Annotated in this window: 19 protein-coding genes and 3 tRNA genes; 15 read left to right on the top strand and 7 right to left on the bottom strand. The window is 31.3% G+C overall.

Features of this window, described 5'->3' with window-relative positions; all coding sequences use genetic code 11:
• The first annotated feature begins 37 nt into the window (after nucleotides 1-37).
• Both Spiro2_RS01085 and Spiro2_RS01080 read left to right on the top strand, forming a co-directional pair.
• A tRNA-Arg gene (locus Spiro2_RS01085) sits at nucleotides 38-114 on the top strand.
• Nucleotides 115-229: 115 nt separating this feature from the next.
• The gene (locus Spiro2_RS01080; RefSeq protein WP_338636478.1) at nucleotides 230-1,240 is read left to right on the top strand and encodes a M23 family metallopeptidase; all 1,011 of its coding nucleotides are present in this window, start codon (nucleotides 230-232) and stop codon (nucleotides 1,238-1,240) included.
• Between the two features lie 6 nt (nucleotides 1,241-1,246).
• On the opposite strand, the gene Spiro2_RS01075 is transcribed toward Spiro2_RS01080, so the two are convergent.
• Nucleotides 1,247-2,836: a hypothetical protein gene (locus tag Spiro2_RS01075; RefSeq protein WP_338636477.1), complete on the bottom strand. Its 1,590-nt coding sequence runs from the start codon at nucleotides 2,834-2,836 to the stop codon at nucleotides 1,247-1,249.
• Between the two features lie 158 nt (nucleotides 2,837-2,994).
• On the opposite strand from Spiro2_RS01075, the gene Spiro2_RS01070 reads away from it, so the two are divergent.
• On the top strand, nucleotides 2,995-3,495 hold the full coding sequence (locus tag Spiro2_RS01070) for a cytochrome c (RefSeq protein ID WP_338636475.1): 501 nt from the start codon (nucleotides 2,995-2,997) through the stop codon (nucleotides 3,493-3,495).
• Here the strand turns inward: Spiro2_RS01070 and Spiro2_RS01065 are convergent.
• Nucleotides 3,492-4,145, bottom strand: a complete 654-nt coding sequence (locus tag Spiro2_RS01065; RefSeq protein ID WP_338636474.1) for a peptide deformylase — start codon at nucleotides 4,143-4,145, stop codon at nucleotides 3,492-3,494. The genes Spiro2_RS01070 and Spiro2_RS01065 overlap by 4 nt on opposite strands.
• A gap of 278 nt (nucleotides 4,146-4,423) precedes the next feature.
• Between Spiro2_RS01065 and pnp the strand changes: the two genes are divergently transcribed.
• The 3 genes from pnp (at nucleotide 4,424) to Spiro2_RS01050 (ending at nucleotide 8,022) form a co-directional block, all read left to right on the top strand.
• Nucleotides 4,424-6,547 carry a polyribonucleotide nucleotidyltransferase gene (gene pnp / locus Spiro2_RS01060; RefSeq protein WP_338636473.1) on the top strand — a complete coding sequence of 708 codons (2,124 nt, stop codon included), beginning with the start codon at nucleotides 4,424-4,426 and terminating at the stop codon, nucleotides 6,545-6,547.
• A gap of 77 nt (nucleotides 6,548-6,624) precedes the next feature.
• The gene (locus Spiro2_RS01055; RefSeq protein WP_338636472.1) at nucleotides 6,625-6,930 is read left to right on the top strand and encodes a hypothetical protein; all 306 of its coding nucleotides are present in this window, start codon (nucleotides 6,625-6,627) and stop codon (nucleotides 6,928-6,930) included.
• A 558-nt stretch (nucleotides 6,931-7,488) separates the two neighbouring features.
• Nucleotides 7,489-8,022: a hypothetical protein gene (locus tag Spiro2_RS01050; RefSeq protein WP_338636471.1), complete on the top strand. Its 534-nt coding sequence runs from the start codon at nucleotides 7,489-7,491 to the stop codon at nucleotides 8,020-8,022.
• Nucleotides 8,023-8,025: 3 nt separating this feature from the next.
• On the opposite strand, the gene Spiro2_RS01045 is transcribed toward Spiro2_RS01050, so the two are convergent.
• Nucleotides 8,026-9,576, bottom strand: a complete 1,551-nt coding sequence (locus tag Spiro2_RS01045; protein WP_338636470.1) for a hypothetical protein — start codon at nucleotides 9,574-9,576, stop codon at nucleotides 8,026-8,028.
• Nucleotides 9,577-9,630: 54 nt separating this feature from the next.
• Between Spiro2_RS01045 and Spiro2_RS01040 the strand changes: the two genes are divergently transcribed.
• The 3 genes from Spiro2_RS01040 (at nucleotide 9,631) to Spiro2_RS01030 (ending at nucleotide 13,622) form a co-directional block, all read left to right on the top strand.
• On the top strand, nucleotides 9,631-11,076 hold the full coding sequence (locus tag Spiro2_RS01040) for an amidohydrolase family protein (protein ID WP_338636468.1): 1,446 nt from the start codon (nucleotides 9,631-9,633) through the stop codon (nucleotides 11,074-11,076).
• An 85-nt stretch (nucleotides 11,077-11,161) separates the two neighbouring features.
• A tRNA-Gln gene (locus Spiro2_RS01035) sits at nucleotides 11,162-11,235 on the top strand.
• Between the two features lie 113 nt (nucleotides 11,236-11,348).
• Entirely contained in the window at nucleotides 11,349-13,622 is a 2,274-nt protein-coding gene (locus Spiro2_RS01030) for an alkaline phosphatase family protein (RefSeq protein ID WP_338636467.1), read from the top strand.
• Between the two features lie 41 nt (nucleotides 13,623-13,663).
• Here Spiro2_RS01030 and Spiro2_RS01025 read toward each other — a convergent pair.
• Both Spiro2_RS01025 and Spiro2_RS01020 read right to left on the bottom strand, forming a co-directional pair.
• A tRNA-Gly gene (locus tag Spiro2_RS01025) sits at nucleotides 13,664-13,740 on the bottom strand.
• Nucleotides 13,741-13,841: 101 nt separating this feature from the next.
• Nucleotides 13,842-14,663 carry a hypothetical protein gene (locus Spiro2_RS01020; protein WP_338636466.1) on the bottom strand — a complete coding sequence of 274 codons (822 nt, stop codon included), beginning with the start codon at nucleotides 14,661-14,663 and terminating at the stop codon, nucleotides 13,842-13,844.
• 104 nt (nucleotides 14,664-14,767) lie between these two features.
• Here Spiro2_RS01020 and Spiro2_RS01015 point away from each other — a divergent pair, with 104 nt between their 5' ends.
• Genes Spiro2_RS01015 through nth form a run of 3 tightly spaced genes read left to right on the top strand, consistent with a single transcriptional unit; the run spans nucleotide 14,768 to nucleotide 20,528 of the window.
• Nucleotides 14,768-16,990, top strand: coding sequence for a sulfatase-like hydrolase/transferase (locus Spiro2_RS01015; protein ID WP_338636464.1), 2,223 nt, complete (start codon nucleotides 14,768-14,770; stop codon nucleotides 16,988-16,990).
• The gene (locus Spiro2_RS01010) at nucleotides 16,987-19,881 is read left to right on the top strand and encodes a sulfatase-like hydrolase/transferase (RefSeq protein ID WP_338636463.1); all 2,895 of its coding nucleotides are present in this window, start codon (nucleotides 16,987-16,989) and stop codon (nucleotides 19,879-19,881) included. The genes Spiro2_RS01015 and Spiro2_RS01010 overlap by 4 nt, the downstream gene beginning before the upstream one ends.
• Nucleotides 19,878-20,528: an endonuclease III gene (nth, locus tag Spiro2_RS01005; RefSeq protein ID WP_338636462.1), complete on the top strand. Its 651-nt coding sequence runs from the start codon at nucleotides 19,878-19,880 to the stop codon at nucleotides 20,526-20,528. The genes Spiro2_RS01010 and nth overlap by 4 nt, the downstream gene beginning before the upstream one ends.
• Here nth and ychF read toward each other — a convergent pair.
• Nucleotides 20,518-21,627, bottom strand: a complete 1,110-nt coding sequence (gene ychF, locus Spiro2_RS01000; RefSeq protein WP_338636461.1) for a redox-regulated ATPase YchF — start codon at nucleotides 21,625-21,627, stop codon at nucleotides 20,518-20,520. The genes nth and ychF overlap by 11 nt on opposite strands.
• A 52-nt stretch (nucleotides 21,628-21,679) precedes the next feature.
• On the bottom strand, nucleotides 21,680-21,823 hold the full coding sequence (locus tag Spiro2_RS00995; protein ID WP_338636460.1) for a hypothetical protein: 144 nt from the start codon (nucleotides 21,821-21,823) through the stop codon (nucleotides 21,680-21,682).
• Nucleotides 21,824-21,870: 47 nt separating this feature from the next.
• On the opposite strand from Spiro2_RS00995, the gene Spiro2_RS00990 reads away from it, so the two are divergent.
• The 3 genes from Spiro2_RS00990 to Spiro2_RS00980 all read left to right on the top strand — a co-directional run bounded on the left by Spiro2_RS00990 (nucleotide 21,871) and on the right by Spiro2_RS00980 (nucleotide 25,957).
• Nucleotides 21,871-22,335 (top strand): helix-turn-helix domain-containing protein, encoded by a 465-nt coding sequence (locus tag Spiro2_RS00990; RefSeq protein ID WP_338636459.1) that lies wholly within the window; start codon nucleotides 21,871-21,873, stop codon nucleotides 22,333-22,335.
• A gap of 62 nt (nucleotides 22,336-22,397) precedes the next feature.
• A complete protein-coding gene (gene dnaB / locus Spiro2_RS00985) occupies nucleotides 22,398-23,762 on the top strand; it encodes a replicative DNA helicase (protein WP_338636458.1) in 1,365 nt (454 codons plus the stop codon).
• A gap of 104 nt (nucleotides 23,763-23,866) precedes the next feature.
• Nucleotides 23,867-25,957, top strand: coding sequence for an HD-GYP domain-containing protein (locus Spiro2_RS00980; protein WP_338636457.1), 2,091 nt, complete (start codon nucleotides 23,867-23,869; stop codon nucleotides 25,955-25,957).

The following is a 25,957-nucleotide window of genomic DNA, read 5'->3' as shown; positions in this document are numbered from 1 at the left end:
ACGCATTTGAGTTATGCTAACCAAATAACCGTGTGTTCTGGCCGTAGCTCAGCTGGATAGAGCATCGGATTTCTAATCCGATGGTCGCGTGTTCGAATCGCGCCGGCCAGGCCACAAAAAAATCCCATCGTATTGATAACACTGCAAAAATTTACCATTTAAATGCATTATAATTAACCGATAACCTCTAAGACAAGGGTATGTGTACCTCGCTTGGAGGCTGTTTAAGGTGTCCTTAAATCAAGACAAAAATTCTAAATTTAAAAACAAATTTTTAAAAAAATTATTAGAATATCATACGGTTGTATTTATTTCTAAAAGAACAGGTAAGACACACATATTTAAAATCCCTAGTTTTTTTCCGCCGCTTATCATTTTTTTTGGTAGTGCAATCATAACAATAGCCATTGCAATGAGTATTGGATTTTATATTACCAATCAATCTGCAAGAGAGCTCGAATATATTCGCGACGAAAGCCTAGGTTTACAAAGTGAAGTTGAAGCTTTAAATAATAAAATTAGAAATATTCAAGAAACAATGAATCAAGTTAAATATTATTCTGATAAAATTAAAAAAGTGACTACACGCACTGACGACAGAAAGCACGGAAAAAACCACAAAGAAACATCAAATAACTCTAATATGAATTCGTCAGAAAATGGTATAGGACCATTAACTAAAGACGAATATGAACTTTCAAACAAAATTACAACTCTAAAACACGAAAATTTAGAGTTAAAATCTTTATTTGAAATCACTCAAGACTCTGAAATAAAAACTTCAAAACAATTGAATGATCTTAAAAAATTCTTAGTTGAAGCACAAAAAGCAGCGCTTAAATTGCAAAATATTCCAGATATCGCACCTGTTCGTGGTCGCTTAACGTCAACATTTGGGTGGAGACCAAGCCCATTTGGAGGAAAAGGCAGAATACATTTTGGTTTAGACATTGCCGCACGTCATGGCTCACCAATTTTTGCAACCGCAAATGGTGTTGTATATAGAGTTACGCAAACAGACGATTATGGTAAATTTATTGAAATTATTCATGAGAAAAAAATGATCACTCGCTATGCACATACCAGTGAAATTTATGTAAAAGTAGGTAGCAAAGTTAAAAAAGGTGACATTATTGCTGCAGTAGGTAACACAGGGCACAGTACGACCTCTCATGTTCATTATGAAATAGAAATGAGCGGCAAAAAATTTGATCCTGAAACGTTTATTGTACTGTGGTAAAAAAACTTAAAATTGAGTTGAAACAGAGGCTCTTAAGGCAAAACTACTTGTATTTAATGCTTGATTGTAAACTTCCCATGCTTTGCCAACATACCAATAAGCAGCATCCATTCCAAAAGTCACTCTATCGAGCGTTGTATAACGATAAGAGAAATCTAACTCAAAACCTAAGTTTTTATTATTTCCAACACACATGACATTAATTGGCGAATCAATAGAAGGTGAGCTAGTATTGCATGAAGTTGCATAATTATTATTTAAATTATTAATTTTTCCCCATATAAAGGCAGGAGAAAACGAACCATAATTAGGATTTTCATAAGTATAGTCTAAGCGTACAAATGTAGTATTTGTTAACATACCGCCAGGCATTCCATTTACTGCAGGAGTGGTACTATTAAACATCAAAATAGCAGGCTGAATATTTGAATTTAAACTTATTGCTTTAATTTCATTAGAGTTACTAACAATACTAGATTCAAATTGATTACTACCTCCACTTACATATCCAGCCATTAAACTCGCTACATTTGAGATCTTTCTTTCTTCTGTGCCAAGAACATTTTGAGATTTTTCTGTTGCAGCAATAGAAGTAAATTTATCGCTATCAAATTGATACTTAACCTTTAACAAAGAAGCAAAAGCAGATATTTTTTGACTATTACAAGTAAGACCAGTTGAAGAGCTGCATTCCCCAGCACCCCCTAATGAACGATAATTAGGACTTTGTGTAGTTCCTGTTGGATAAAGAAGTTCAGCCCCAAGATAAAATTTTGATATGTAAAATTTTGCATAAACATCTAGAATATTTAAATCAGTATTAGATTTGTTATGGCTAAATTTAGTATACAAAAGACCAAGTTCTTGGCTAACACCAGAACTTGTCACATCTGATGGATCAGATTTTAATTTTGCCTCAACGGTATACGCATTCGCTTCTGCATCAATCGAAGTACCACCAACACTTTCTGCGTATTTTTCATAATACAAATTTACATCAAACGAATTAAAGTCTGCTGTAAATGCAACTGCATCAGAAGTTGAAGGCAAACCAGAAAAAGGCGTCCACTCAGCATTTTTCCAAATTCCTAGACCCCAATGACGTGGCATTCTACCAGCTCTAATTAGTCCTAAAGAAGTTTGATAAGAAAAATAAGCTTGGCTAATAAATAATGCATCAACTCTTTGTGAGTAAGGATTGGATGCACCAACAGTATTTGCAAATGGCAAGGGATAATTTAGGCCATTGTCATTTGCATTTGGTTTATTTGATGATGTTGCTGTTGTTTGTCCTAAAAAAACACTCGGTCCTGGATAATTATTATAAGCATATTCAAAACCAAGAAATAAAGAAAAATTATCTGTTGGACGAGCTTCAAGAGTAAGGCCAAGGGGCACTCTTAGTGCAGAAAAAGACATTGCATTTGGAGGGTTATTCCTGCTCCATTCACCAACAAATCCAGCATGTCCACTCACCATTAAAGATGTCGCAGCAGAAGACGTCATTGATGTCAAAGCACATGGTAAAGCACTCAGCATTAATAACTTTGTCACAGATTTTTTAGATTGATATTTACACTTATTTATAAATAACATTAATTTCTCCAAAGCAAATCTACTCATAAATTTATAAAATTACGGTTAAAATACCGCCAGAACCAAACCATAACATGACAAATTTGATTTTGCAGTTTTTTGTGGTTAAAAGAAAAGGCTTAGTGCAAAATATGTAAATACTTCACTACGAGAGAACTATGCCAAAGAACACCCGTAATAGTAAAAATAGCAAACCGCTGCCCATGAAAATTATTGGCATTTTAATAGGATTACTTTTTATCTTGATAGTGGTTGGCGTTATGATTATTCCTGCTTTTTTTGATAAAAACCCAGTTGGATCATTATTTAATAACCAACCTGCACCTTGGGCTCTAAGCCCAAAAGAGCTAGCTAAATTTAATTACTCAGAGAGCGAACAATCAGGACGCGGTTACTTTATAGAGTATTGCGCTTCATGTCATGGCCCCACAGGCAAAGGAAACGGACCATTATCTGTTAATTTAAGAAAAAGAATACCAAATTTTCTTTCGCCAAGTGCAAAATATATTAACGGATTTGAAAAAGATCTTTTATTTAAAACAATAAATGAAGGAATACCAAATTCAGAAATGCCAAAATTCAACTATATACCACAACTCGCAAAAGAAAATATTGTAGAATATCTGCTACATTTAAAAAAATATCAGAACATGTATTAAAGAAAATCAAATTTAATACGACTCGCCTCTGTTACTTTAATTTTTTTCATTCTTTTTCTTTCACTAGGATCGTTAATAAAGTCTTTAATGTCTGCAATCACATCAGATTCAGAAAAGCTGTTTTTATTCCATCTATCAACAAGCATGATTCCATCTAGATGATCATATTCGTGCTGAAAACAGACGCTAGCGTAAAGGTGTGAAGATTTAACAGAAAATTTTTCACCAAATTCGTTTTGGGCATGAATCTCTACATTTAAAAATCTATCAATATTATGAGCCTCAACATTTGGAAACGATAAACATCCCTCCCAGCCAACTTTTACAGGTTCTGACATTTCTACCAAAACAGGGTTAATAAAAACCATTGGAAACTGAGCTGGAATTTCTTTATTTTCACTATTAAAAACTTTAAAACAACCTTCTTTATACTCAAAGCTTTCGCTTTCAAATGCAGTCTTAAAATCAACTACAAAAATTCTTTTCGCAACACCAACTTGTGGTGCAGCAAGTCCGCCTCCATCAAACTCATACATTGTTGCAATAAAATTTTTTAAAAATTCTCGGAGTGAGTCGGTAAATTTTTCAACTGGGGTTCCTTTTTTACGCAAAAGGACATGAGGATAATGTAAAACTTTATAAAAAGTCATAAATAATAGCTCCAAAAAAATTTATGAACACAAGCACAAATCACAAGTCATCGGCAATGTTTAAAACATCAATTACATCGAGATTCAACCTAATTTAAAGTAGTGCTTTTTATTATTTGCAATATCTGTTAGCATACTCACCTGACGAACGGGACACACTCAAGCTGGCGCATGGTGCGCTGGGACTCTCGGATTGGCCGTGAGGATAAATAGTAATAAAATAATCCTACAAACTCCCGATTTTTGATAGGATTATTTAGTTTTTTTAAGGTTATTTCATGTTTAATACTATAGAAAAATCTATTCGGATTGGCGATGAACAAATTACCATAGAAACAGGACGCATCGCTCGCCAAGCCGGAGGCTCGGTTTTGGTGACTTGTGGCGGAACACAAATACTTGTCGCTGCCACGTCTGCAAAAGAAGCTTTAGAATCTGCTTCTTTTTTTCCTTTATCTGTTGACTACATAGAAAAATTTTATTCAGCCGGCCGTATTCCAGGTGGTTATATAAAAAGAGAAACCAGACCGTCTGATCGCGAAATTTTGATAAGCCGACTTATTGATAGACCTATCCGTCCTCTCTTTCCAGAGACATATTTGGTAGAAACTCAAGTTATTGCAACAGTTGTTTCTTTTGATCCCAAAATTTCTCCAGCCCCACTTGCCATCCTTGGAGCAAGTTGCGCATTGCATCTCTCTGATATTCCTTTTGCAGGCCCTGTTGCAGGCGTCAGAGTGGGCTACAAAGACGATAAATTTATTATTAATCCTTCAGAAGCAGAGCTTGCTTCAAGCCAACTCGATTTGGTCGTTGCAGGCACCAAAGATGCCATTCTTATGGTTGAAGCTGCTGCAAACTTTTTAACAGAAGCGCAAATTCTTGAAGCTATCGAAACAGGCCATAAAGAAATTAAAAAACTTTGCGCCCTTCAAGAAGAAATTCGTTCTATTTGTGGCAAAGAAAAACGCCAAATTAAAGAATTACCAGAAAACGCAGAAATTAAAAATACGTTAACTAAAAAGTACGCGAAATCATTACGGGACGCTTACAACATCAGCGCCAAAGCCGAACGAAAAAAAGCAATTGATACCATTAAGCAAGAAGCAAAAGCAGATCTTGTTCCAGAAAATGATGCTGCAGCAGCAAAAGCGTTTAGCTACTTGTTTGAAATGCAAGAATACAAAACCCTGCGCAATAGTATTATTAAAGATAACAAAAGAGTTGATGGACGCTCAACAACAGATATTCGCAACATCAATTGCCAAGTTAGTGTTTTAAAAAGAACTCACGGTTCTGCTCTATTTACTCGTGGCGAAACACAATCGCTTGGCGTTGTGACATTAGGAACCAACGAAGACGCGCAAAGAAGCGAATCTATTGTGAATGTCCTAGAAGAAAAAACCTTTATGTTACATTACAACATGCCAGGTTATTCTGTAGGAGAAGTCAAACGTTTAGGCAGCCCAGCCCGCAGAGAAGTTGGCCACGGCAATCTTGCTGAACGCGCATTGAAAGCCACTTTACCGCCTAAAAATCGTTTTCCATACTCAATTAGAATGGTCTCCGAAATTACAGAAAGTAACGGATCAAGCTCCATGGCATCTGTATGCTCTGGGACGCTCGCAATGCTCGACGCTGGTGTGCCACTAAAAGAACCTATTGCCGGAATTGCAATGGGACTTATCCTTGAAGGCAAAGAATATGCTGTTCTTTCTGATATTTTAGGCGACGAAGATCACCTAGGAGATATGGACTTTAAAGTTGCTGGTGGTAAAAATGGAATTACCGCAATGCAAATGGATATCAAAATTTCTGGTATTTCTATGGAAATACTTGAAAAAGCTCTTGCTCAAGCCAAAGAGGGTCGTAACCTTATTCTTGACAATATGCTACATGCTATTTCTAAACCAAATAACCTAAGCCAACTCGCACCTCGCATTGAACAAATTAAAATTAAGCCAGAAAGAGTGCGTGATCTTATTGGCCCTGGCGGTAAAAACATTAAAAAAATAGTCGCTGACACAGGTTGTAAATTAGAAGTCAATGATGAAGGCATTGTTAGTATTGCGTCAACAGATGGCAATTCTGCAGCCAAGGCAAAAAGAATGGTTAATTACTTAACCACCGATCCAGAAATTGGAGAAATTTATCTTGGTATTGTTAAGAAAACAGCGGATTTTGGCGCGTTTGTAGAAATTAAACCAGGCGTAGAAGGACTTGTTCACATTTCGCAACTTGCTGCAACACGTATTCAAAAAACTGAAGAAGTTGTTAAAGAAGGTGATGAAGTGATGGTAAAAGTGATTGAGCTCGATAGAACTGGGCGCATCAAACTAAGCCGTAAAGACGCTATTGGCAAAACCCCTTCAAACGAAGGCACTCGTCCTTGGGTGTTATAAAAATTCTGTATAATTAATATGTTATACTGTTATAGTTTTATCACAAAACTCCCGATATAAATATTGGGAGTTTTTTTATGCTAAAAAAAAATTTTCTAAAATTCTTTATTACGTTACTTTCTCTTTGTTGCACAAATGCTTATGCAAAAGGATTTAGTGCAAATTGGGTCGATATTATGATTTTACATAATGGAAAATATAGAGTTATTATTAAATATACCAATTTAAGAGTTGGTGAATACCGCGAAGCATATGTTGACTTTGAATCCAAAAAAGAAGCGATAGAAGTGTTTCAAAAACTTGCGCTAGGTGCCGATTTTTACTGGGGTGATAGAAAAACAATCCATTTTCATCCGTTGCCAGATAAACCAATTCCTTATTAATTATTAAGCGCTACCAACTAATAACATTTTATTATTTTTTTAATCGCCTCAAAAAATATAACAAAAATTTCAAAGCAATGTTCTTTGATAAATTCTATTTTTAAGAAACAATATAATAAAAACATAATAGGAATTAAAAATCCCAAAATAAAGTTTGTCTCAAAATCATAAAATAAAAAATATCTTGTTGGAAAGACTAAATACAATAAATAATTTAAATTACCTACCAAAAATAAAAACACAAAACATAAAATATAATTATTATTCATCAAATTTCTTCTATAAATTAAAATTATTTGCATACATTACTTAATATACACAAATTTTGTATAAAAAACAGTAGCAATTTAAATTATGAATTTCAAATAGCAACTCAATATTAAAATTTATTGTAATTTTAATACTTAAAAAATTTATATCATTTATTAAAATGGTAATCTATAAAAATTGCGATTAATAAAAATCAACATTATGTTACTTTCGTAATAAATTAAAAATTATTACATTTTAATTTATTACATATTGTTAAATTAACCATAAATAAATTAGGATAATTTTATGAAAATCTTAGTTGCTGCCACAGCTCTTTCTTTTTCAAGTTCAATATTTGGAATAACAATAGAAGAATTTGGAAATGAACTTATAAAAAACGTTGAGTTACAAGAAAGTCAAAATTTAAATGATTTAACTTGCGGAGTAGGAGGATGTTCTTTTAACATAATCGAAAATGGAATGACAAAATACAATATAAAATTATCTGAAGAAAAAAATCAATTACACAATACTACAAAAATTAATATTGAAACCTTTGATTTTTCAGAAAATAATACTTCAACCGGAGCAGTAGTTTGTCTCTCTAATGAGACCTGTAAATTTTTTGAACCCGAAAACTTGGCTTACGCAAACTATGCCTATGAAAATGATGCATTTGCTAATAATAGAAGCAAAAGATGTGGCCCTTGCGTCCTTATTCCTGTTGCAGTCCCTACTAGTATACTTGTAGCTCGTGCAGCAGTTCGTGCTGTGAGCACAACAGCAAATATTGATTTTGTTTATAATCTAGGAAAAAATGTTAAAAAATGGTTCGATTAATTTTTAATAACTTTCAAAAATAATTTTAAACTTAAAAGGAACGGTTACATTTTGTTTAAAAGAAAATTTTGAAAATGTTTCTATCATACAATCAATAATTTTATTTTGCGACATTCCTTTTAAATCAAAATTAAAATCATTTTTATTAACTAAAATATTTTTAAAATTTTTATTATTTTTAATTATGACATAGCCATTCAATAGAAAAAGCGGATCAAATACTTCTTGATCTGATATACATATGCTCAAATCACTTTTTACAAATTCTCTTATTTGATCTAAATAAATAGATGATTTAGGATTATATTTTTTATCCATTGTTACGGTTTTAAACTGAATATCACCTATAATTCTATCTTTTTTCATTAACTCTAAGGTATATGCATTATAAATTTGCTTTACAGAAAATATTTTTTTAATGTTATAAATTTCATAATTTCTTTTAAAATAAAAAAATAGTTCGTCATTTTCATTTTTCTTAACCTCGGTACTCCCCAAGTAAAAAATTCCATTTTTGCTTTTGTTACCGTAAAGAGAAATTTCAATAACCTTGAGCAAAGAACGCTCTTTAATATTTAAGGAAAAATAAAATCCATCTAAAATTTTAAAATATTTTTTTGCAAATTTATCTTTGCTATTTAATAAGTAAGTTTCGAATATTCTTTTCACTTTATTTTGCTTGTTTAAAGTCATAGAATGTAAAAACCATTTACCATCTGGAAGATGAAAATTTATTGGTATAAAATTATGTGATTTACAGTTTTGATTTTTATTATTTAAATTGTTATAAAAAACATACTGCAAATTATTTTCTTGACTTGTCCAAACAAATTTCATTGTTCCCTGAATATTACATGTTATATCAATAATTAAACCAAGCCTGTTTGAGTTAACAGATTTTAAAGAGTCTCCCAAAACTTGTAAAGGAGGGAATTTATTATTAGCAATAACAAAACCTTGAGGCTTATTTTTTATTGAGTTTTTTAAAGAGCTAATATATACAAAAACCTCATTTACCGGAATGTATTCATCATCAATTAAATCCAGTGTTGTATGTTGGTAAAATTTTTCTTTTTTAAATCCTAAAATAGTTTCAGTAGATATGGCGGGAAATGGTGAAATTTTTTTATCGCTAACTTGAAAAAAAACATTATTTCCTTGTTCAAAAAATTTTGGGAACTCTATAAATAATTCAGTTGGACTATTATTTTTTACAATTTCAATTATACACCCATAAAAATAATAATTTCCTGCAGGAAATTTTATTAATTTTTTTGAAAAAAAAGATGTTCTAATTGATTTACTATTTAAAGCTAACAATTTTTTATTTTTTTCCGGAAGATCTAGGTAAGAATAAATATCTTTTTTAGAATTAATATCTTGAAAATATAGTTTAACTGATTTAATATTAATTTGTTTTAACTCTGATTCATTTTTATCAAGTGTAAATGTCCAAGACAAAGGAATCCATAAATAACCTTCTTCTAAAGAATAAGACTTAAAGTGAAATAAAAATATTAAAAAAGTTATTGCATAATAGTAAAATTTCCTCATAATATATCTTGTAACCATATGTCTTTAGTTAAAAAAACATGGGGGAGAATTAATTTGAATTGTAACGAGGTTATTTTTTCCAAAAAAATTCTCCTAAAAGAAGGCAATCAATACAAAGTATATCCTGGATATATAGAAATCTCAGGAAATAAAATTATCAAAGTTGAAAAACTATCTTTAGAATCTTACCAAGAATCAGTTAAAAAAGAAATGGAATCAAAAAAAATTCCTGCCCATGATTTTGGCGATCGTTTAATTACTCCTGCATTTATTAACTGTCATACACATATTGCTATGAGTTTTTTTAGAGCGCTTCTATACAATCAAATTAAATCGCAAAACCTCATTGAAGATACATTCTTTAAAGCAGAATCGCAGCTAACAGAATCAGATGTCAGAGCTTTTGCAAGACTTGGTGCATACGAAAATATTCTCAATGGCAACGGTCTTATTTGGGATCATTATTATTATGGAAAAGAAGTTGCAAACGCATGCGTAGATACAGGTCTCACTGCAGTTATTGCTCCAACATTACAAGATGTAAGTGGTCCAGGGACACACATCCAAACACAAATGTTACAAGAAACTTATGACATCCATGCAGACGCAGTTTTGCAAAAAAATTGTGTTTTTGCGGCATTAGGACCTCATGCAACAGACACTGTAAGCGAAAAACTATGGAAAGAAATAAAACAAATTTCAGATAAATTAAATATTCCAATTCATTGCCATTTAGCTCAATCCTTTGATGAAGTAACAAGAGTATTTAATAAATACAAAAAAACACCTGTTCAATTTCTTCATTCTTTGGGAATTACAAAAAATTCGGCTTCTGCAATGCTGGTTCACGGTATATTTATAAATCCAAATGATCATCATCTTTTATCAGATAAACATTGCGCTCTAGTTTTTTGCCCATTTTCACAAATGATATTTCAGTTTCCTTCAAATATTATTGAGTGGGAGTTAAATAATTTAAAATGGTTTATTGCAACGGACTGTGTTGCAAGCAATGACTCAATGAACTTACAAAAAGAACTTAAGTTAATTGCGGGATTTCCTAGTTTTTTAAATACCTTTGAAAAAGAACATTATATAATAAAAAAATATAACAATAAAACAAAATCAGAAATTCAGGCTAAAAAAAATCTAGTTAAAAAACTGCAAATAAAATTTTCAAATAACACTTTTTTATTAAATAAAATATTAGATGGACCAGGTAGTTTTCATAAATCTTTTAAGGCAGGATTAATAAAGCCCAATTACTTAGCAAATTTAATTATATGGGATTTAAATCATCCTTCAATGTGGCCAGGAGAAAACGTGACACGATGCTTGGTCATGGGAGACACAACTGGTGCAATTTATAATATGTGTATTGGCGGAAAATGGCTTGGTAAAAATGGGGCTTTTTGTCAAAGTATTATAGAATCAAAAAACTACAAAGAATCTTTATTAGAAGCAAATTCAAGACTCAAAATATTATTAAAAAAACTATAACAATTTAAATTTTCAATTCAAATAAATTAAAAAACAATACCTTGTTTTTTTTAAATAGTTAAGTTATACAAAATTTTCTTCAATTTGGGGAATCGTCTAATGGCAGGACAACGGTTTCTGACTCCGTAAGTCTAGGTTCGACTCCTAGCTCCCCAGCCATTCTCTAAGTCCAATATTAAAATAACAAATACAATTTTTGGTAAATAATTAAATTTTTATTTTTATTTTAACAATTATAATGTTAATTAAATAGTACTTTATAGGAGGAAATTATGTTAAAATTTATTAAAAATTCATTATCAATAAAAATAAATTATTATTATTTTATTTTATTTACAATTTTTAGCAATCAAGTACTTGCTACTGACAACAAAGAAATTAAAAAAAAATATGTCATTTTTTTTGTTTGGGATGGATTACGGTACGACATTCTTAGCGACAAAAAAGCTAAAAAAATAATCCCAAACTTATTACAATTAGCTTCAAACGGTATTGAGTTTAAAGATCATCATTCTGCTTATCCTACATTTACGATGAACAATGCTCAAGTCTTTGCAACAGGTGATTATGCTGGAAAAAGTGGCTTTTATGGAAATTCTTTATATCAACCTTGGAGAACTAATAAAGTTTATGGCACCGCCATCAATTCCAAGGGCAACAATATCACTCAACAATTTGCTTCCCCTATATTTACAGAAGACTATCAAATTCTTAAAGCACTTGATCAACCAAATCAGGACAAACCAGAATTACATGAACCATTAGTCTATGTCTCGACTCTTTTACAAGAAGCTCAAAAAGCAAATTTGATAACTGCCGTAGTTGGAAAATCTGGTCCTGCATTTTTTCAAGACTTTCGGGGAGGGGGATATATAATTGATGAATATCATGTGTGGCCTCTAACTTTTGCGAAAGAATTACAAAATCATAAATACGCCCTACCTAAACTAAGCCCCAATGCCTATAAAAAGAATGAATTAATTCTATCCTTAAATAATGGTGATCCTACTGCAACAGAAAAAATATATTATCTTGATGACGACAATAAAGTTTCTGATCCAACTAAAGGATTATCTTCTCCATTTAGCAAAAAAAATACTTATTTATCAGATATATATATTAATTACATTTTACCATATAAAAAACCAGACTTAAGTATATTATGGCTAAGAAACCCTGACACAACAGAACACACGTACGGGCCAGGAACATCCGCTTATTATGATGCTTTAAAAGAAAACGATATAATTTTAGGAAAAATAATAAGTCAACTCAAAAAAATGGATTTATACGATAAGACAAATATTATTATTGGCTCTGATCATTCGCATAGTACAATTTTAGCAACTAAAAGAAATGATTTGCAAGGATATCCTCAGCTTATGTATCCAACTCATAAAATAATTAATAACAATAATAACAGTATAATTGGAAATGCCGCAGAAAATAAAAAAATTATAAAAAACAATAAAAAAATTCTTGTTACAAATGGATATTCTGCTTCTGGAAATATAAGAACATCAGACTTAATTTCAAAAGCAAATTTAAATATTTCCAATGGCAATATTATAAAGGCATATGATGGAGGAAATTGTTCTTTTAGTATGGAAATAAAAGGTGTTAGAAATTTAGATGGAAGTATTAATAAAAAATCTGCGGGATTTAATGTGGCAGATGGAACTTGTATTGATAGCAAAAAAATTAATAGAGATTATACTTCTCCTAGTTATTTAGTTCCAGAAAATTTATCAAATAATGATAATATTGAAAAAGTGATTATTGCCGCAAACGGAGGCAGTGATTATATTTATGTACCTAGCAATAATAATGAAGTAATAAATGAATTAGTAAAATTTTTTCAAAGACGTCAAGAATATTCTGCAGTTTTTGTTGACGAAAAAAAGTATAAAAAATCAGGATTTTTACCTAAAGGAACACTACCGCTATCTTATATTAAACTTGATAATCTAAATAAAAGAAATCCAGACATAGTCGTTAGCTTAACAAGCAATCCAAACGTAGAAATCAATGGTTTACAAGGAACAGAATTTGAATCAACAAATGGTTTTTCTTTAAGAGGAAATCATGGTTCTTTTGGAAGAAATGATGTTCATAATATTTTACTTGCATTTGGTCCTAGTTTTAAGAGTAAAATCAAAAATAACCTTCCAACAGGCAACGTCGACGTCGCTCCAACAATTGCAAAAATTCTAGAAATTGAGTTGCCTAACACCGATGGTAGAATTTTACTCGAAGCTTTAAAAAACTCTAACTACACAGCAAATAGCTATAAAGTTAAAACATTTACTGTTACATCCGATATAGCGTGTAACTTAGAAATTTTTGAACCCACAACACATCCAATAAATTTTCACTCAAAAACAAAAAATAACTTTATTGATCAAGATGTTGATAGTTATTATACAGAACTAAATATTAAATCATTAACTTTAAAAAACGGTGTAACTTATCTTTATTTTGATTCTGCCGAAGGAAAACGACAAAAGGGATGCTCTGAAAAAATTAAATTTACCCATCTTAATTAAAAAAAAGCAGAAAAACCTTTTTAAGATTTTTCTGCTTTTTTTGGAGCGGGAAAAGGGACTCGAACCCTCGACCCTCGCCATGGCAAGGCGATGCTCTAGCCAACTGAGCTATTCCCGCGTCTAAGAGTAAGAAACTATCTACAAAAAGAGAATTAATGAGTCAAGCTGTTTTGAAAGAAAATTCAAGAATCATTGTTTTAAAAACTTAATTATCCAATATTAAAGAATAAAACTAACCTTCCAGCGATTTTTTATATCCAAAAGAGGAGGTGAATGAAGAATTCTCCCAGAAAAAGGCGCCTCCTCCCCAACATCTTTTTGCCGTTCGTAAGGTATTGGCCATTCTGTTTGTTTACGACTCATTCTATCTTCAATAAACTTAAAATTTGACTCTTCTATATCCCAATAAGCAAGATTTTTTTCAAACAAGAATCCAAGACGATTGAATAACGCTTGAATATTGCAATCAGACGCGTATCTAAGAATTTTTTCGACGTTTGGGGGAGTTCCTGCTCTTCTGCATAGCCTAACCAATTCGTGAAACGGAGGACAATGAGTTGGTCTTTTTAAACAATCAACCAAAGATTTTTCAAAATTTGTAGTTAAAACAGCGAAATCATTATCATTTTTGCTTATAATTACTGTCTCAAGTCCATGAGGTTCAGGACTTTGGCTCCAAAAATAATTGACTCCTTCAAATTTAAAAGAATTGAATTTTGTTGGACTTACAACATAAATCGTATCATTTTCTTTAGGTGTCTCCTTAGCATGTAATAATAATGCCGAATGGAATCCAATATAAGAAAAGGGAGTAATTTTGCACGCCACAGCAAATGGAGAGCTTTTTTCTAGTTCTGGCCTTTCTCCAATTTTGGCTACACGATATAATCCTTGCCGTATTGGAAAAATGTACCCTCTTGAAGAAAGTTCGCTTAGCCTTTTTCTTAAAGTATTTCCAGATGTTTTAAGTTTGTCACGAGCTTCTTCAATAGTAAATATTTGCCCCTGTCTAAAATGTTCGTATATTTTAGGCAATTTCATGTATCTCTCCAAGCTAGTACCCCTGAATCAAGTACCATTCAAAGGGATACCTTTTGGAGATATTATCATGTGTGTTACGTTTGATATGTTTATAAGGTGTTAATATGTTGACGCTAAAGAAGCGAGATAAATTTTTTGTTAAGTATACAACTGGGACTCTTATATTTTTGCTATCATTTTTGTCTGTTACTTTATTTTTTTCTTCAAAAATAACTTATATGGATCAAGATGTTTCAAAAATTTTTATAGAACTATCAAAGTACAGTCCTAAACTTGTTATTTCTATAGTATTAAAAATAATTTTTATTGTTTTATTATGTTGCTTTTCATTACAAATATTAAGCTTCTCATTAAAAAATAAATATAAATTTTTGTTTGGATTACTATTTTTCTTATCTTTAGTCATTAGAATGGGTACGATGTATCCTGGTACAACAGAAAACTTTATTATTTTTAATTTATTTGAATCACTTCGTTCTTATATTGAATATTTTTCAAGTTTACCAGAACATTCTTTTATCAGAATTTTAATAGAATGGTTTCCTTTTATTATGGTTTTTATTTTATTTACTGTTAACCTTATTACTTTAATGAAGCAGCTTGTAATACAAAGCAAACTTGTAAAAAAGGCGCAGTCTTCAATATTAATTGAAAAACTTGATTATGAGTCTCAAATATTTTCTTTCCAAGGTATTCACTTAATAGGTTTTGTTATAATTGGATCAATATTTCTATATCAAATATCGTCTTGGTTTGATACAAACATACCTGAAAATCACACTAACCAAGAACAACCTCATGTCTTTATTTTTGCAATTGATAGCCTTCGATATGATAGGGTAGAAAACTCACAATACTCCTATGTGATGCCTTTTTTACATCAATTTAAAAAGCAAGCAGATTTTGTTAAACCAATGATTGTTGGTATACCAAGAACTTTTCCAAGCTGGGTAGAAATCGCAACCGGTAACTATGCATCAAGCACACAAATAAAACACATGTTTCCAAATAGAAGCCCTCGAATGAGCGAAGCAGAAACGGTTTTTAAAAAAGCACAAGACAGCGGATACAATACTCTTTTTGTATCTGATTTTGCAGGCGATATTTTTCCAAGGTACCTTTTTGGAGGTTCAAAAATTGTTGCGCCAACCTTAAACTTAACAACGCTTTTAGAAAATAATATTATTTCATTTTTTGCACCTTTAAAATCAGCTTTAATTTTGCCAAATATGCAAAACATATTTTCTTCTATACTCGAATCACCAGAAATTGCAGATCCTAAATTAATTTTTCATACTGTAACAAAATTACTTAAAAAATACTCAAAATCAACTCAACCAATATTTTTAACAACTTTTTTTTCTACAGCACATTTTCCCTATGCGGTACCAGGGCCTTGGTATTCTAAATTTCAAAATATTAAAGATAATGGCGAGTTTATTTTTATAAAAAAACCCGATCAAAATCCAATTACTGGAGAAATTTCCTCTGATTCTGTCCCTTATTTAACAAAGAAAAAAACAATTGAACTTTACAATGGTGGACTTAATTGTATTGATAATACTTTAAAAAATATTTTTTATGAATTGAAAAATAAAGGATGGTTAACAAATTCGGTAATATTAGTATTTGGAGATCATGGAGAAAATCTTTATGATGGCTCTTTAGGATTGGGGCATGGAGATGGTGTAGGAGGAGAGTTTTCTTCTGTAACACCATTAATTATCTCTTTAAATGGCAAAGCGAAGGTTGCTAATTTTAATAAATCAAATATAAGTATTGTTAGAAGCATTGATATTGCCCCAACAATATCTAAAAGAATAAATTTAAATTTTGATTATAAAAATGTAGATGGTGTAGATATTTTTGATTATAATTCTTTTGGTAATAATTTTCCAGCAAATACTGCTTACACAGAATCAGGAATATGGTTTACTTCTGGTTATTTATCCCCAGAAGGCCAAGCAAGAATTAATTATCCCAAGATTTTTGAAATCTTATCTATAGACGAAGGTTTTAATAATGAATTTTATCTTCAATCAGATTATAATCAACCTATTTCTGGCGTTAAAGAACGCTCATGGGTTAATGCTACTTATAAGCTTATTGCTAGAACAGATAAAAATGGTGTTAATTTATCGCTTTACTTAAGATCAGATAAAAATTCAGAAAATAATCTTTTGTCAAATAAATTTATTAATGATAATTATGAAAAAATATCTCTTCAAATGTTAAATAACATGAATGCATACTTATCATCTAGAGGAATTGAAATTGTAAAAAACTCTAAAAAAACATTTTTTTATTCGGAAAATATAAATAAATGAAAAATTCAAAAAATAAAAAAAATTATTTTATAATAATTTTTAGACCTTTAATTGCATTAAAACTTTCTTTAACCCATTTTTATGGAAGAATTGTTTTAAAAATGTCAGTTTTTGGAATAAACCTTCCTGGTTTTAAAAAAATCAAAAATAATATATCGTTAAATGCACTTTCAGCATACGAAAGAACTTTAATAATTTATAAAATTAAAGGAGAAAGATATACAATTCAATTTGGTCCGCTTTGGTTTAGAAGAATTTTTGAAAATTTTTACCAGTTATATTTAAAAAATAAATTTTGGCTAAAAATAGCCGGAAAAACAACAGTCGCATTTTTTATTATCATTATTCCTATTTTAATTTTTATTATTATTAGATGTATTTTTCCAGTTCCTGAAAGGATACCTTTTAACAATATAACGACACATTTATCTAAAAATTCTAATTTTAAAGTTGATTGGTTGTATACAGAATCGCCTTTTACAGAAAAAGACATAAATAATTCTACTTATCATTACCTAAATGAAAATAATGAAAGAGGTGTTTATAATACTCCTGTTTTAGAAAAAAATTCTCCTGCAGGTTTAAGTCATTTTGGAATTGGTTATTATCCTTATAAACTTAATTTTGTAAGAGGTTTTATAGTGGGAGATGAAAAACCAATTACAATTCAAAAAAATCGTAATGTTGACATTGAAATTGAAGAAGGAAATCGACTCCGAATTCAGTATTATTTACTCCCATCATTTGATGGGAAAACATATCAATGTCAATTAGACATTAAAGATCAAAATGGAAAGTTATTAACAAGTTTTATCAAATCAACCCCAAAAAGATTGCCGAATAGAGACCCTAACTCTATTAAAGCTGGATTATATGAGCGCTTTGTTCCAAACTCTTACCCAGATGGTGGACAAATTGATGAGTTTATTATTAATTTAAAATTTCCTCCCGAGAAAATTATCGCATCTTCTTTAGAAATTTCTGATAAAAGTATCTCTAATATTACTAGTAAAAAAAATAATATATATTATAATAGCAACGACTCTTTGGCAAAAGATAAAAGTATTGATGTAACAAATAATAATTGTGTTTTTGTTTTAGGTGATTTTAGTTTTGAGCATGTAGTTCTAAATCCACCAAAACGTAGAGGTATGATTTTTATTGTTGTAGATGCTTTAAAAGCAGATATTGCCTACAATAAAGATATAATGCCTAACATAAATAGGTTTTCTGAAAATAATAGTATTAAATTTATTCAACATCGTTCTCAAAGTAACATGACTGTTCCAAGTATTTTTTCTTTAATGACATCTTTATATATTAGAGAAATAGGAAGCATAAGCCTTTCATATGGCGCAAGCGATGAAATGAGAAAAGAATTTAATAATAAAAATATACCATTAATGGCAACAGAAATTCAAAAACTCGGGTATCGAGTTGGTGCAATTGGAATGGTCTCTTTTTTAACAGAAGCATTAAAGGGTGGTGCAGATTTAGGATTTCATAATGCCATAATTTCTGAAGCAGAACAATATGAAACTCGGCAAACAACAGAACACCTAGGATCTTGGCTAGAAATGTATGGCGATGCTCCCTTCTTTTTATATGTTCATTATAATACAACTCACGGTCCTTTTCGGCCTCCATTTGAAAAATTAGATGTTGCACAATTTTTATCGAGTCCACTTGGAGTAAATTATAGAAAAGAACTTTACAAAGGAACTGCTCGTTTTTTTGATGATGAATTTGCAAATATTTTAAAAAAGCTAAAAGATTTAAATATTCAAGATGAAGTTGATATTGTTTTTACATCCGACCATGGCATTCAAATGGATTACAAACCTTGGTATTACTTAAAAGGGATTGAAAATAATACTTTCGGCTCTTACGCCGATAAGGGACATTCTTTATTTGATGAAGAAGTTAAAGTACCATTTATTTTTCACTTAGCACAAAAAGATGTGGTGTCAGATAAAATTGTTACTGAACCTACTGCACATCTTGATATTTTTCCAACTATTTATCACTTATTAGGAGGAATAGAAACCAACAATAACTGGAAAGGGATTAATTTTTCTGAAAGCATTTTTAAAATTAATAACAAAAATTTTTCTACTATTCTCTCTCAAAGAGATAAATTATTTTTTGAAAGTTTTGATTATATGGGGATGCTCTATTGGGGAGAAAGCTTTAAAAACAATCCTATAAAATACATTAAACAATTGTCTCGAGATGAAGTTAAATTATTAACGAGCAATTCGATATTTAGAAAAAAATTATCCTGGTTTCAACCAGAAATTTTTGAAGAAATAAATTTTAATAAACAGACAGATAATATCTTACCAAATATTTCTAGCAACAATTTAAAAAAAATAAGAAAAGAATATTATCAAAATTCACCTTACTCTAGCAAGGTTATAATAGAACCACATTATAACGGACTTTTTGAAATGAAATTTAAAATTAAAAATCCAAATAATATTATAGAAAATTTTGAACAGAATCACCCAAATACCATTAAATTTTCGCAAAATGAATTTAATAATTATTCAGAATTAAATTTTAAAGGCTTTATAAAAAACGGTGAGAGTATTTCTTTTAATTTACACAAACTAATAATTGAAGATATATCCTTAATGAAAGATATAAGTGCTATCATGTGTTCTAATGGAAATAAAATTGAGTTATCTGAAGTATCAAATATTTTAAACAATAACTTATGCGCTTTTTTTCCACCGCCAAATTCAATTGTTAATTTAAATTATATAGAAAACGAAAAACCAATTGTCATTAAAAAACTAATTTCAACAGAAAAGTCTGTAACCTTATCAACAATTCACGCTGGTGAAACACTACAAAATGCTTTAAAAAACTGGGGTTACGCCAAATGAACCAATCAGAAAAGTCCATAAATCAAATCTTTACAACTCTTTCAAATACATGGCCTGACGCACAATGCGAATTGATTCATTTTAATTCGTTTCAATTACTAATTGCCGTAGTATTGAGTGCACAAGCAACTGACAAATCAGTCAATAAAGCATTAGAGCCTTTATTTTCTTCACAACCTAATTTTTCTGCTCAAGATCTTATTAAAATTGGAGAGACTAATTTTTTAAAAATAATTCAAAGCATTGGACTTGCAAAAACGAAAGCTAAAAATTGTCTTGCTCTTTCAAAAATTTTAATCGAAAAATATAATGGAGAAGTTCCCAAAATTCGAGAAAATCTTGAAGAATTACCTGGGGTCGGAAGAAAAACTGCAAATGTTGTATTAAATGTTTTATTTAAACAACCAACAATGGCAGTAGACACTCACGTTGCAAGAGTATCAAATAGAATTGGCCTTGTTGAAACAACAGATGATCGCTTAAAAATTGAAAAAAAATTATTAGAAATAATCCCTAAAAAATTTTTATTAAAAGCACATCATGTCCTTATTTTTCATGGTAGATATCATTGCACTGCCAAAAAACCAAAATGTGAAAGTTGTCCAATTAATTCGTTATGCTTTAAAAATGGTATTGCTACACATTGAAAAGAAAGTTCATTATATCACCATCTTTACAAACATAATCACGCCCTTCTTTACGGTAAAGCCCAGCTTCTCTCACTTTTGCTTCGTTTCCTAGACGCACCAAATCGTCGTATGCGTAAACTTCAGCGCAGATAAATCCTTTTTCAAAGTCAGAATGGATAACGCCTGCGGCCTGTGGAGCTTTACAGTTTTTTGGAACAGTCCAAGCCCTCACTTCTTGAACACCTGCTGTAAAATAAGTCATTAACCCAAGCAAAGAATACCCTGCTTTAATAAGTCTATCTAAACCTGATTCTTTAATTTTTAAATCGTCCATGTACATACGCGCGTCGTCTGGTTCTAATTGACCAAGTTCCTCTTCTAAACGCGCAGAAACGACTACCACTTTAGCATTTTCTTTTTGCGCCACCTCACGCAGCACCTGAACATGCTTAGAAGTTTCTCCATCATTAGCCAATTCATGTTCATTTACATTTGCAGCATAGAGAACTTGCTTCCGGGTAATGAGATGAAGGCTTTGTATATATTCTTGCTCAACTTCGTTATTTTCTTTAAATGAGCGAGCTGGTCTTAAACCTTCGAGATGATCTTTTAGCCTCAGAGCACACTCATAAGAACTTAATATTTTTTTATCGTTATTTTTTAGCAAACGCGCCATTTTATCAATACTTTTTGTAACGGTTTCAAAGTCACAATAAATGAGCTCTGTGTTAATAGTATCAACGTCTCGAGCGGGATCTGTAGTGCCATCAACATGGGTAATATTTGAATCATCAAAACAACGCACAACATGAACAATGGCATCAACTTGACGAATATGCCCTAAAAACTGATTGCCAAGACCCTCGCCTCGGCTAGCTCCTTTAACAAGTCCCGCAATATCGACAAATTCCATAAAAGTTGGCACAACTTTTTTTGCATTCACAATTTGATTAATCTTTTCTAGACGTTCATCAGGCACAGCAACACGCCCAACATTTGGCTCTATCGTACAAAAAGGATAATTAGCCGCCTGGGCGTTGGCAGTTCTTGTGACAGCATTAAATAGAGTTGATTTTCCAACGTTGGGTAATCCAACAATTCCACAGTTAAAACCCATTTTATTCCTCTTTTTTAAAATTATTTGCCCTCAAAAATAGCGGCGGGGTACACTAAAATGAATTCTTTTGCAAATCAAGACAAACTCTAACTTCTGCCTCATTGGTTGACACTTCCAACTCTCGTGTTAAACCAATCGATGTGCCATTAATAGAGTTAACTGAAGTTGAGGCTTCTCCGTCCCAATATGTTGACACTGTCCTACTTCAACTAGGAATTTATAATTGTTTTAAAGGAATATTACATGAATTCTGAAAACCTACACAGAACAATAGAGGGAGCATCTGTTCAAGGACCTGCGGACGAAATAGAAAACTCCACTATGGTTAACGAAAAACTTCTTAATTTTTCTTCTTGCCCTGATGAATACAAAATGTTTATCGAGGAAACGAGTCTTGAAAACTTAGTTTATTGGAAACTTTTTAATTTGTTTGAAAAATTAGAAGAAGATTCGCCAAGTAATACCTTAAGGACAGTTCTTGCTCACGTTGAAAGACCTCTTTTTGCGTTGGTATTAAAAAAAACCAAAGGCAATCAAAGCAAAGCGGCTGAAGTACTTGGATGCAACAGAAATACTTTACACCGTAAGCTTAAGGAGTTTGCTATTGAGCCCCGGGATTTACGAAAGGCAATGAGAATCGCGAGTGCTTTTAATCAAAACAGGCAGCTGCCATCTCTTGTTGAGAATAATTTAGAAGTCAATCAGTAATTTTTTTGGAGTATTCATCAGGCTATCTCAAGATAATTTGGTAGGTTAATAGGTTCCTTTACATGATTTCAACACCACAGAATACTCCTTCAATTACTGGCTTGCCTCATTCTCGAGAAGCTGAGCAAGCCGTTCTTGGAACAATTTTAGCAACACCTTCAAGCGTTTTTGGGTGTACAGAAAAACTCGTTTCTCATTATTTTTTTGATCCACAGCATCAAATAATTGTTACAGCTATCCGTGAACTTATTGTAGAAAATCGCCCCGCAGATGTTACTTTAGTATATGGAAAACTGCGAGAAAAAGGGGACAACCTTAAGGTGGGCGACTTAGAGGGTGTCCGCAAATTACTCGAATTTAATTCCCGTCCCGAATTACTCGATTATTGGCTCGAAGAAGTTAAAAAATATTGGGAACTCAGGCTTGTTATAGAAGCATGCGCAGATATTATTGCTCGAGGCAAAAGAGTTGCTGGCGCCAATGTCGATGAATTCTTAAGCTATGCGGAATCTAAGTTCACGCAATTGGCAGAATCTCGAATTGTAACAGGTCTTATTCCTGCAGCCCAAGTCGTTCGAGAAACAATTTTAGATCTAGAAAAAATATTTCAGAACCCTGGTAAAATTACTGGTATAGCAAGCGGATTTACTGATTTAGACAAAATCACGGCTGGCTTTCAACCCTCTGATCTCATTATTTTAGCAGCCCGTCCAGCAATGGGTAAAACGTCTTTAGCATTAAACTTTGCAGCCAATGCTGTTTTACTTCATCAAAAAACAGTTGCTTTTTTTAGTCTTGAAATGAGCAATGCGCAGTTAATGCAAAGAATGCTTGCCACTGCTGCTAAAATTGAGTCGCATAAGTTTCGAGATGGCAAAATGTCTAGTGAAGATCTTGGCAGACTCTATCCTGAAGCAGCATCATTTCAGACAGATAAACTATTACTCGATGATTCGCCGGGCATAAGTATTATCGATCTGGCTAGCCGCTGCAGAAAAGTCAAAAGGGAAAAAGGCAAACTCGATATGATCATTGTCGATTATCTTCAGCTCATGTCTGCAAATCCTTCAGCAAAAGGCAATCAAAGCCGCGAACGAGAAATTTCAATTATCAGTATGGGGCTAAAATCTCTGGCAAAAGAATTAAATTGCCCAGTTATCGCTTTATCTCAGCTTAATCGCGGACTGGAACAACGCCCAGACAAACGCCCAAGGCCTTCTGACCTTCGAGAGTCTGGCTCTATAGAACAGGATGCCGATCAAATTTTATTTGTTTATAGAGATGAGGTTTATAATAAAGAATCGCCCGACAAAGGCATCGCAGAAATTATTATTGGCAAAAACAGGCACGGCGCGATGGATACTGTCAAACTTGCATTTCAAAGTAGCTATACTTCATTTCACAATCTTGCCCGTTTCGATAATTAAAATTGATTCCTAGCGCCAATTTTTTGTAAATAAAATTTTTTTTTATTCTTACCGATAAATTTTTTGAGTAGTTACGAAAAATTTTATCAATGGGAGTGCTTAGAGTGCCTCTTTCACCCTATCGCAAAATTGATATTTTATTATTTTATAAAACAGTTGATTATTTAGTTAAAGATTTTTCTACAAAAGATTTATCTGTTACTTTTAAATCAGTTAATATTGATAATGAACTTTCAGAAAAAATATCTAATCCTGAAAAGTTAAAAATACTCGTTATGACACCACAGCAATATATTTATAATAAAAAAAACATTACAAAATATATAGAATTTGGAACAAACACCAAGCACATTGGAATATTTTTAATTGAAGATCCATTTGATATACCAACTATTAAATTAAGAAAAAAAACATATTCTTTATATGAAAACGAAAAAATTATTAAATATCTAAAATCTCCTTATTCAAAAAAAATATTTTACGAAGAACTCAAAGAAACTATTTATAATTTATTCTTACATTCAAGCTATCAATACTTATCCACATTTTCTATGCTTCGAGAAATAGAAAGCACAGCAATGAAAGATATTAGTAAAGCAATAACTAATAAAAATTTTTTTGCAGAAGATTTTTTGGGATTAGTTTTAAAAAAAAGTATGGAAATTACTTATGCTGATGCAGGATTTATTTTTACAAAAGAAAATTCAATTGATACAAATTCTAACAAACAATTAAGCACAATTAATCTTTTAAATAAATCAATAAAATTTACGCAAAAAAATAAAATTCTAAACAGACAAAAAATACATTTAAAAAAGAACTGCTTAGATTCTGATTGTTCAAAAATTGCAAAATTTATAGTCGAAGAAAAAACTAGTATATCATGGGTGGGAGAAGAAAATATTGACTCGACAAATAATCTGGTTAAAAAGTTCTCTCAATTACCAGAAATTATGTTTGACCAAAAAACATACAAAATAAAATCATATTGCGCCTTCCCTATTATGTTTCCTTCTGGAGAAATAGAAGGATTTATTTTACTCATAAATAAACGAGTAGATAAAGAAATTTTACTTGATAATAAAACTGACATTGATAATTACGTAACTAAATTTTATTCTCATGATTTAGATTTACTAGAATCAATTGCAAACCAGTCAGCTATTGCATTAGAACATACAAAACTAATCAACGATTTAAAAAATGTTTTCGAATCATTCACTGCTGCAAGTATTATTGCTATTGAATCTCGAGATCCAACTACAAAAGGACATAGCGAAAGAGTTGCAACATTAACGGTTGGTCTTGCCGAAGCGGTTAATAAAACCCATAGCGGTATCTATGCAGGGTTAGAATTTTCTAAAATTCAGGTAGAAGAAATTCGCTATGCTTCATTACTACATGATTTTGGAAAAATTGGTGTTAGAGAACACATTTTAAATAAAGAAAAAAAACTATTTCCTCATGAATTAGAAAGAATCAAATCAAGGCTATCAGCTATTACTGACAAGCTTCATATTAATATTCTTGAATCTTATATAAATAAATTAATGATAAAAAATGAATCACCACAACAAGTAGATTTAGACAAAATAAAAAAAGAAATCAATGAAACAGCTAATAAACTTGGAAAATTCTGGGAAATCATTCTTGATGTCAATGAACCTTCTGTATTAAGTCAAGAATTTTTTGAAAAAATATCAGAAATGGCCGCAACAAAAATAATTGTAGGTCAAGAATCTTTGCCAATATTAACTCCTAAAGAAATAGAAGTCCTTAGTATTAAAAGAGGATCTTTAAGCGACTCTGAGCGTCGTGAAATTGAAAGCCATGTTACACATTCGTATAATTTTTTAATCCAAATTCCATGGTCCATCGATTTAAAAGATATTCCAGAAATTGTTTACGGCCATCACGAAAGACTAGACGGCTCAGGATATCCAAGAAGTTTAAAAGGGAAAAACATTCCTGTCCAAGCAAGAATGATGGCAATAACTGATGTATTTGATGCTCTTGTTGCACGAGACAGACCTTACAAAAAAGCGATTCCGTATGATCGCGCGTTTAATATTTTAGAGGCCGAAGTGAAAAATGGAAAACTAGACGGAGAGTTATTTAAAATCTTTTTAGAAGCAAAAGTTGGTGATTTGATTATTGACCAAAACTTACCTCCGAAAACCTCTTCAGTTGCTTAA

The organism is Spirobacillus cienkowskii (genome assembly GCF_037081835.1).
Lineage (GTDB): Bacteria > Bdellovibrionota_B > Oligoflexia > Silvanigrellales > Silvanigrellaceae > Silvanigrella > Silvanigrella cienkowskii.
Note: the sequence above shows the minus strand (reverse complement) of the source record. Positions and strands in the feature narration are given on the sequence as shown.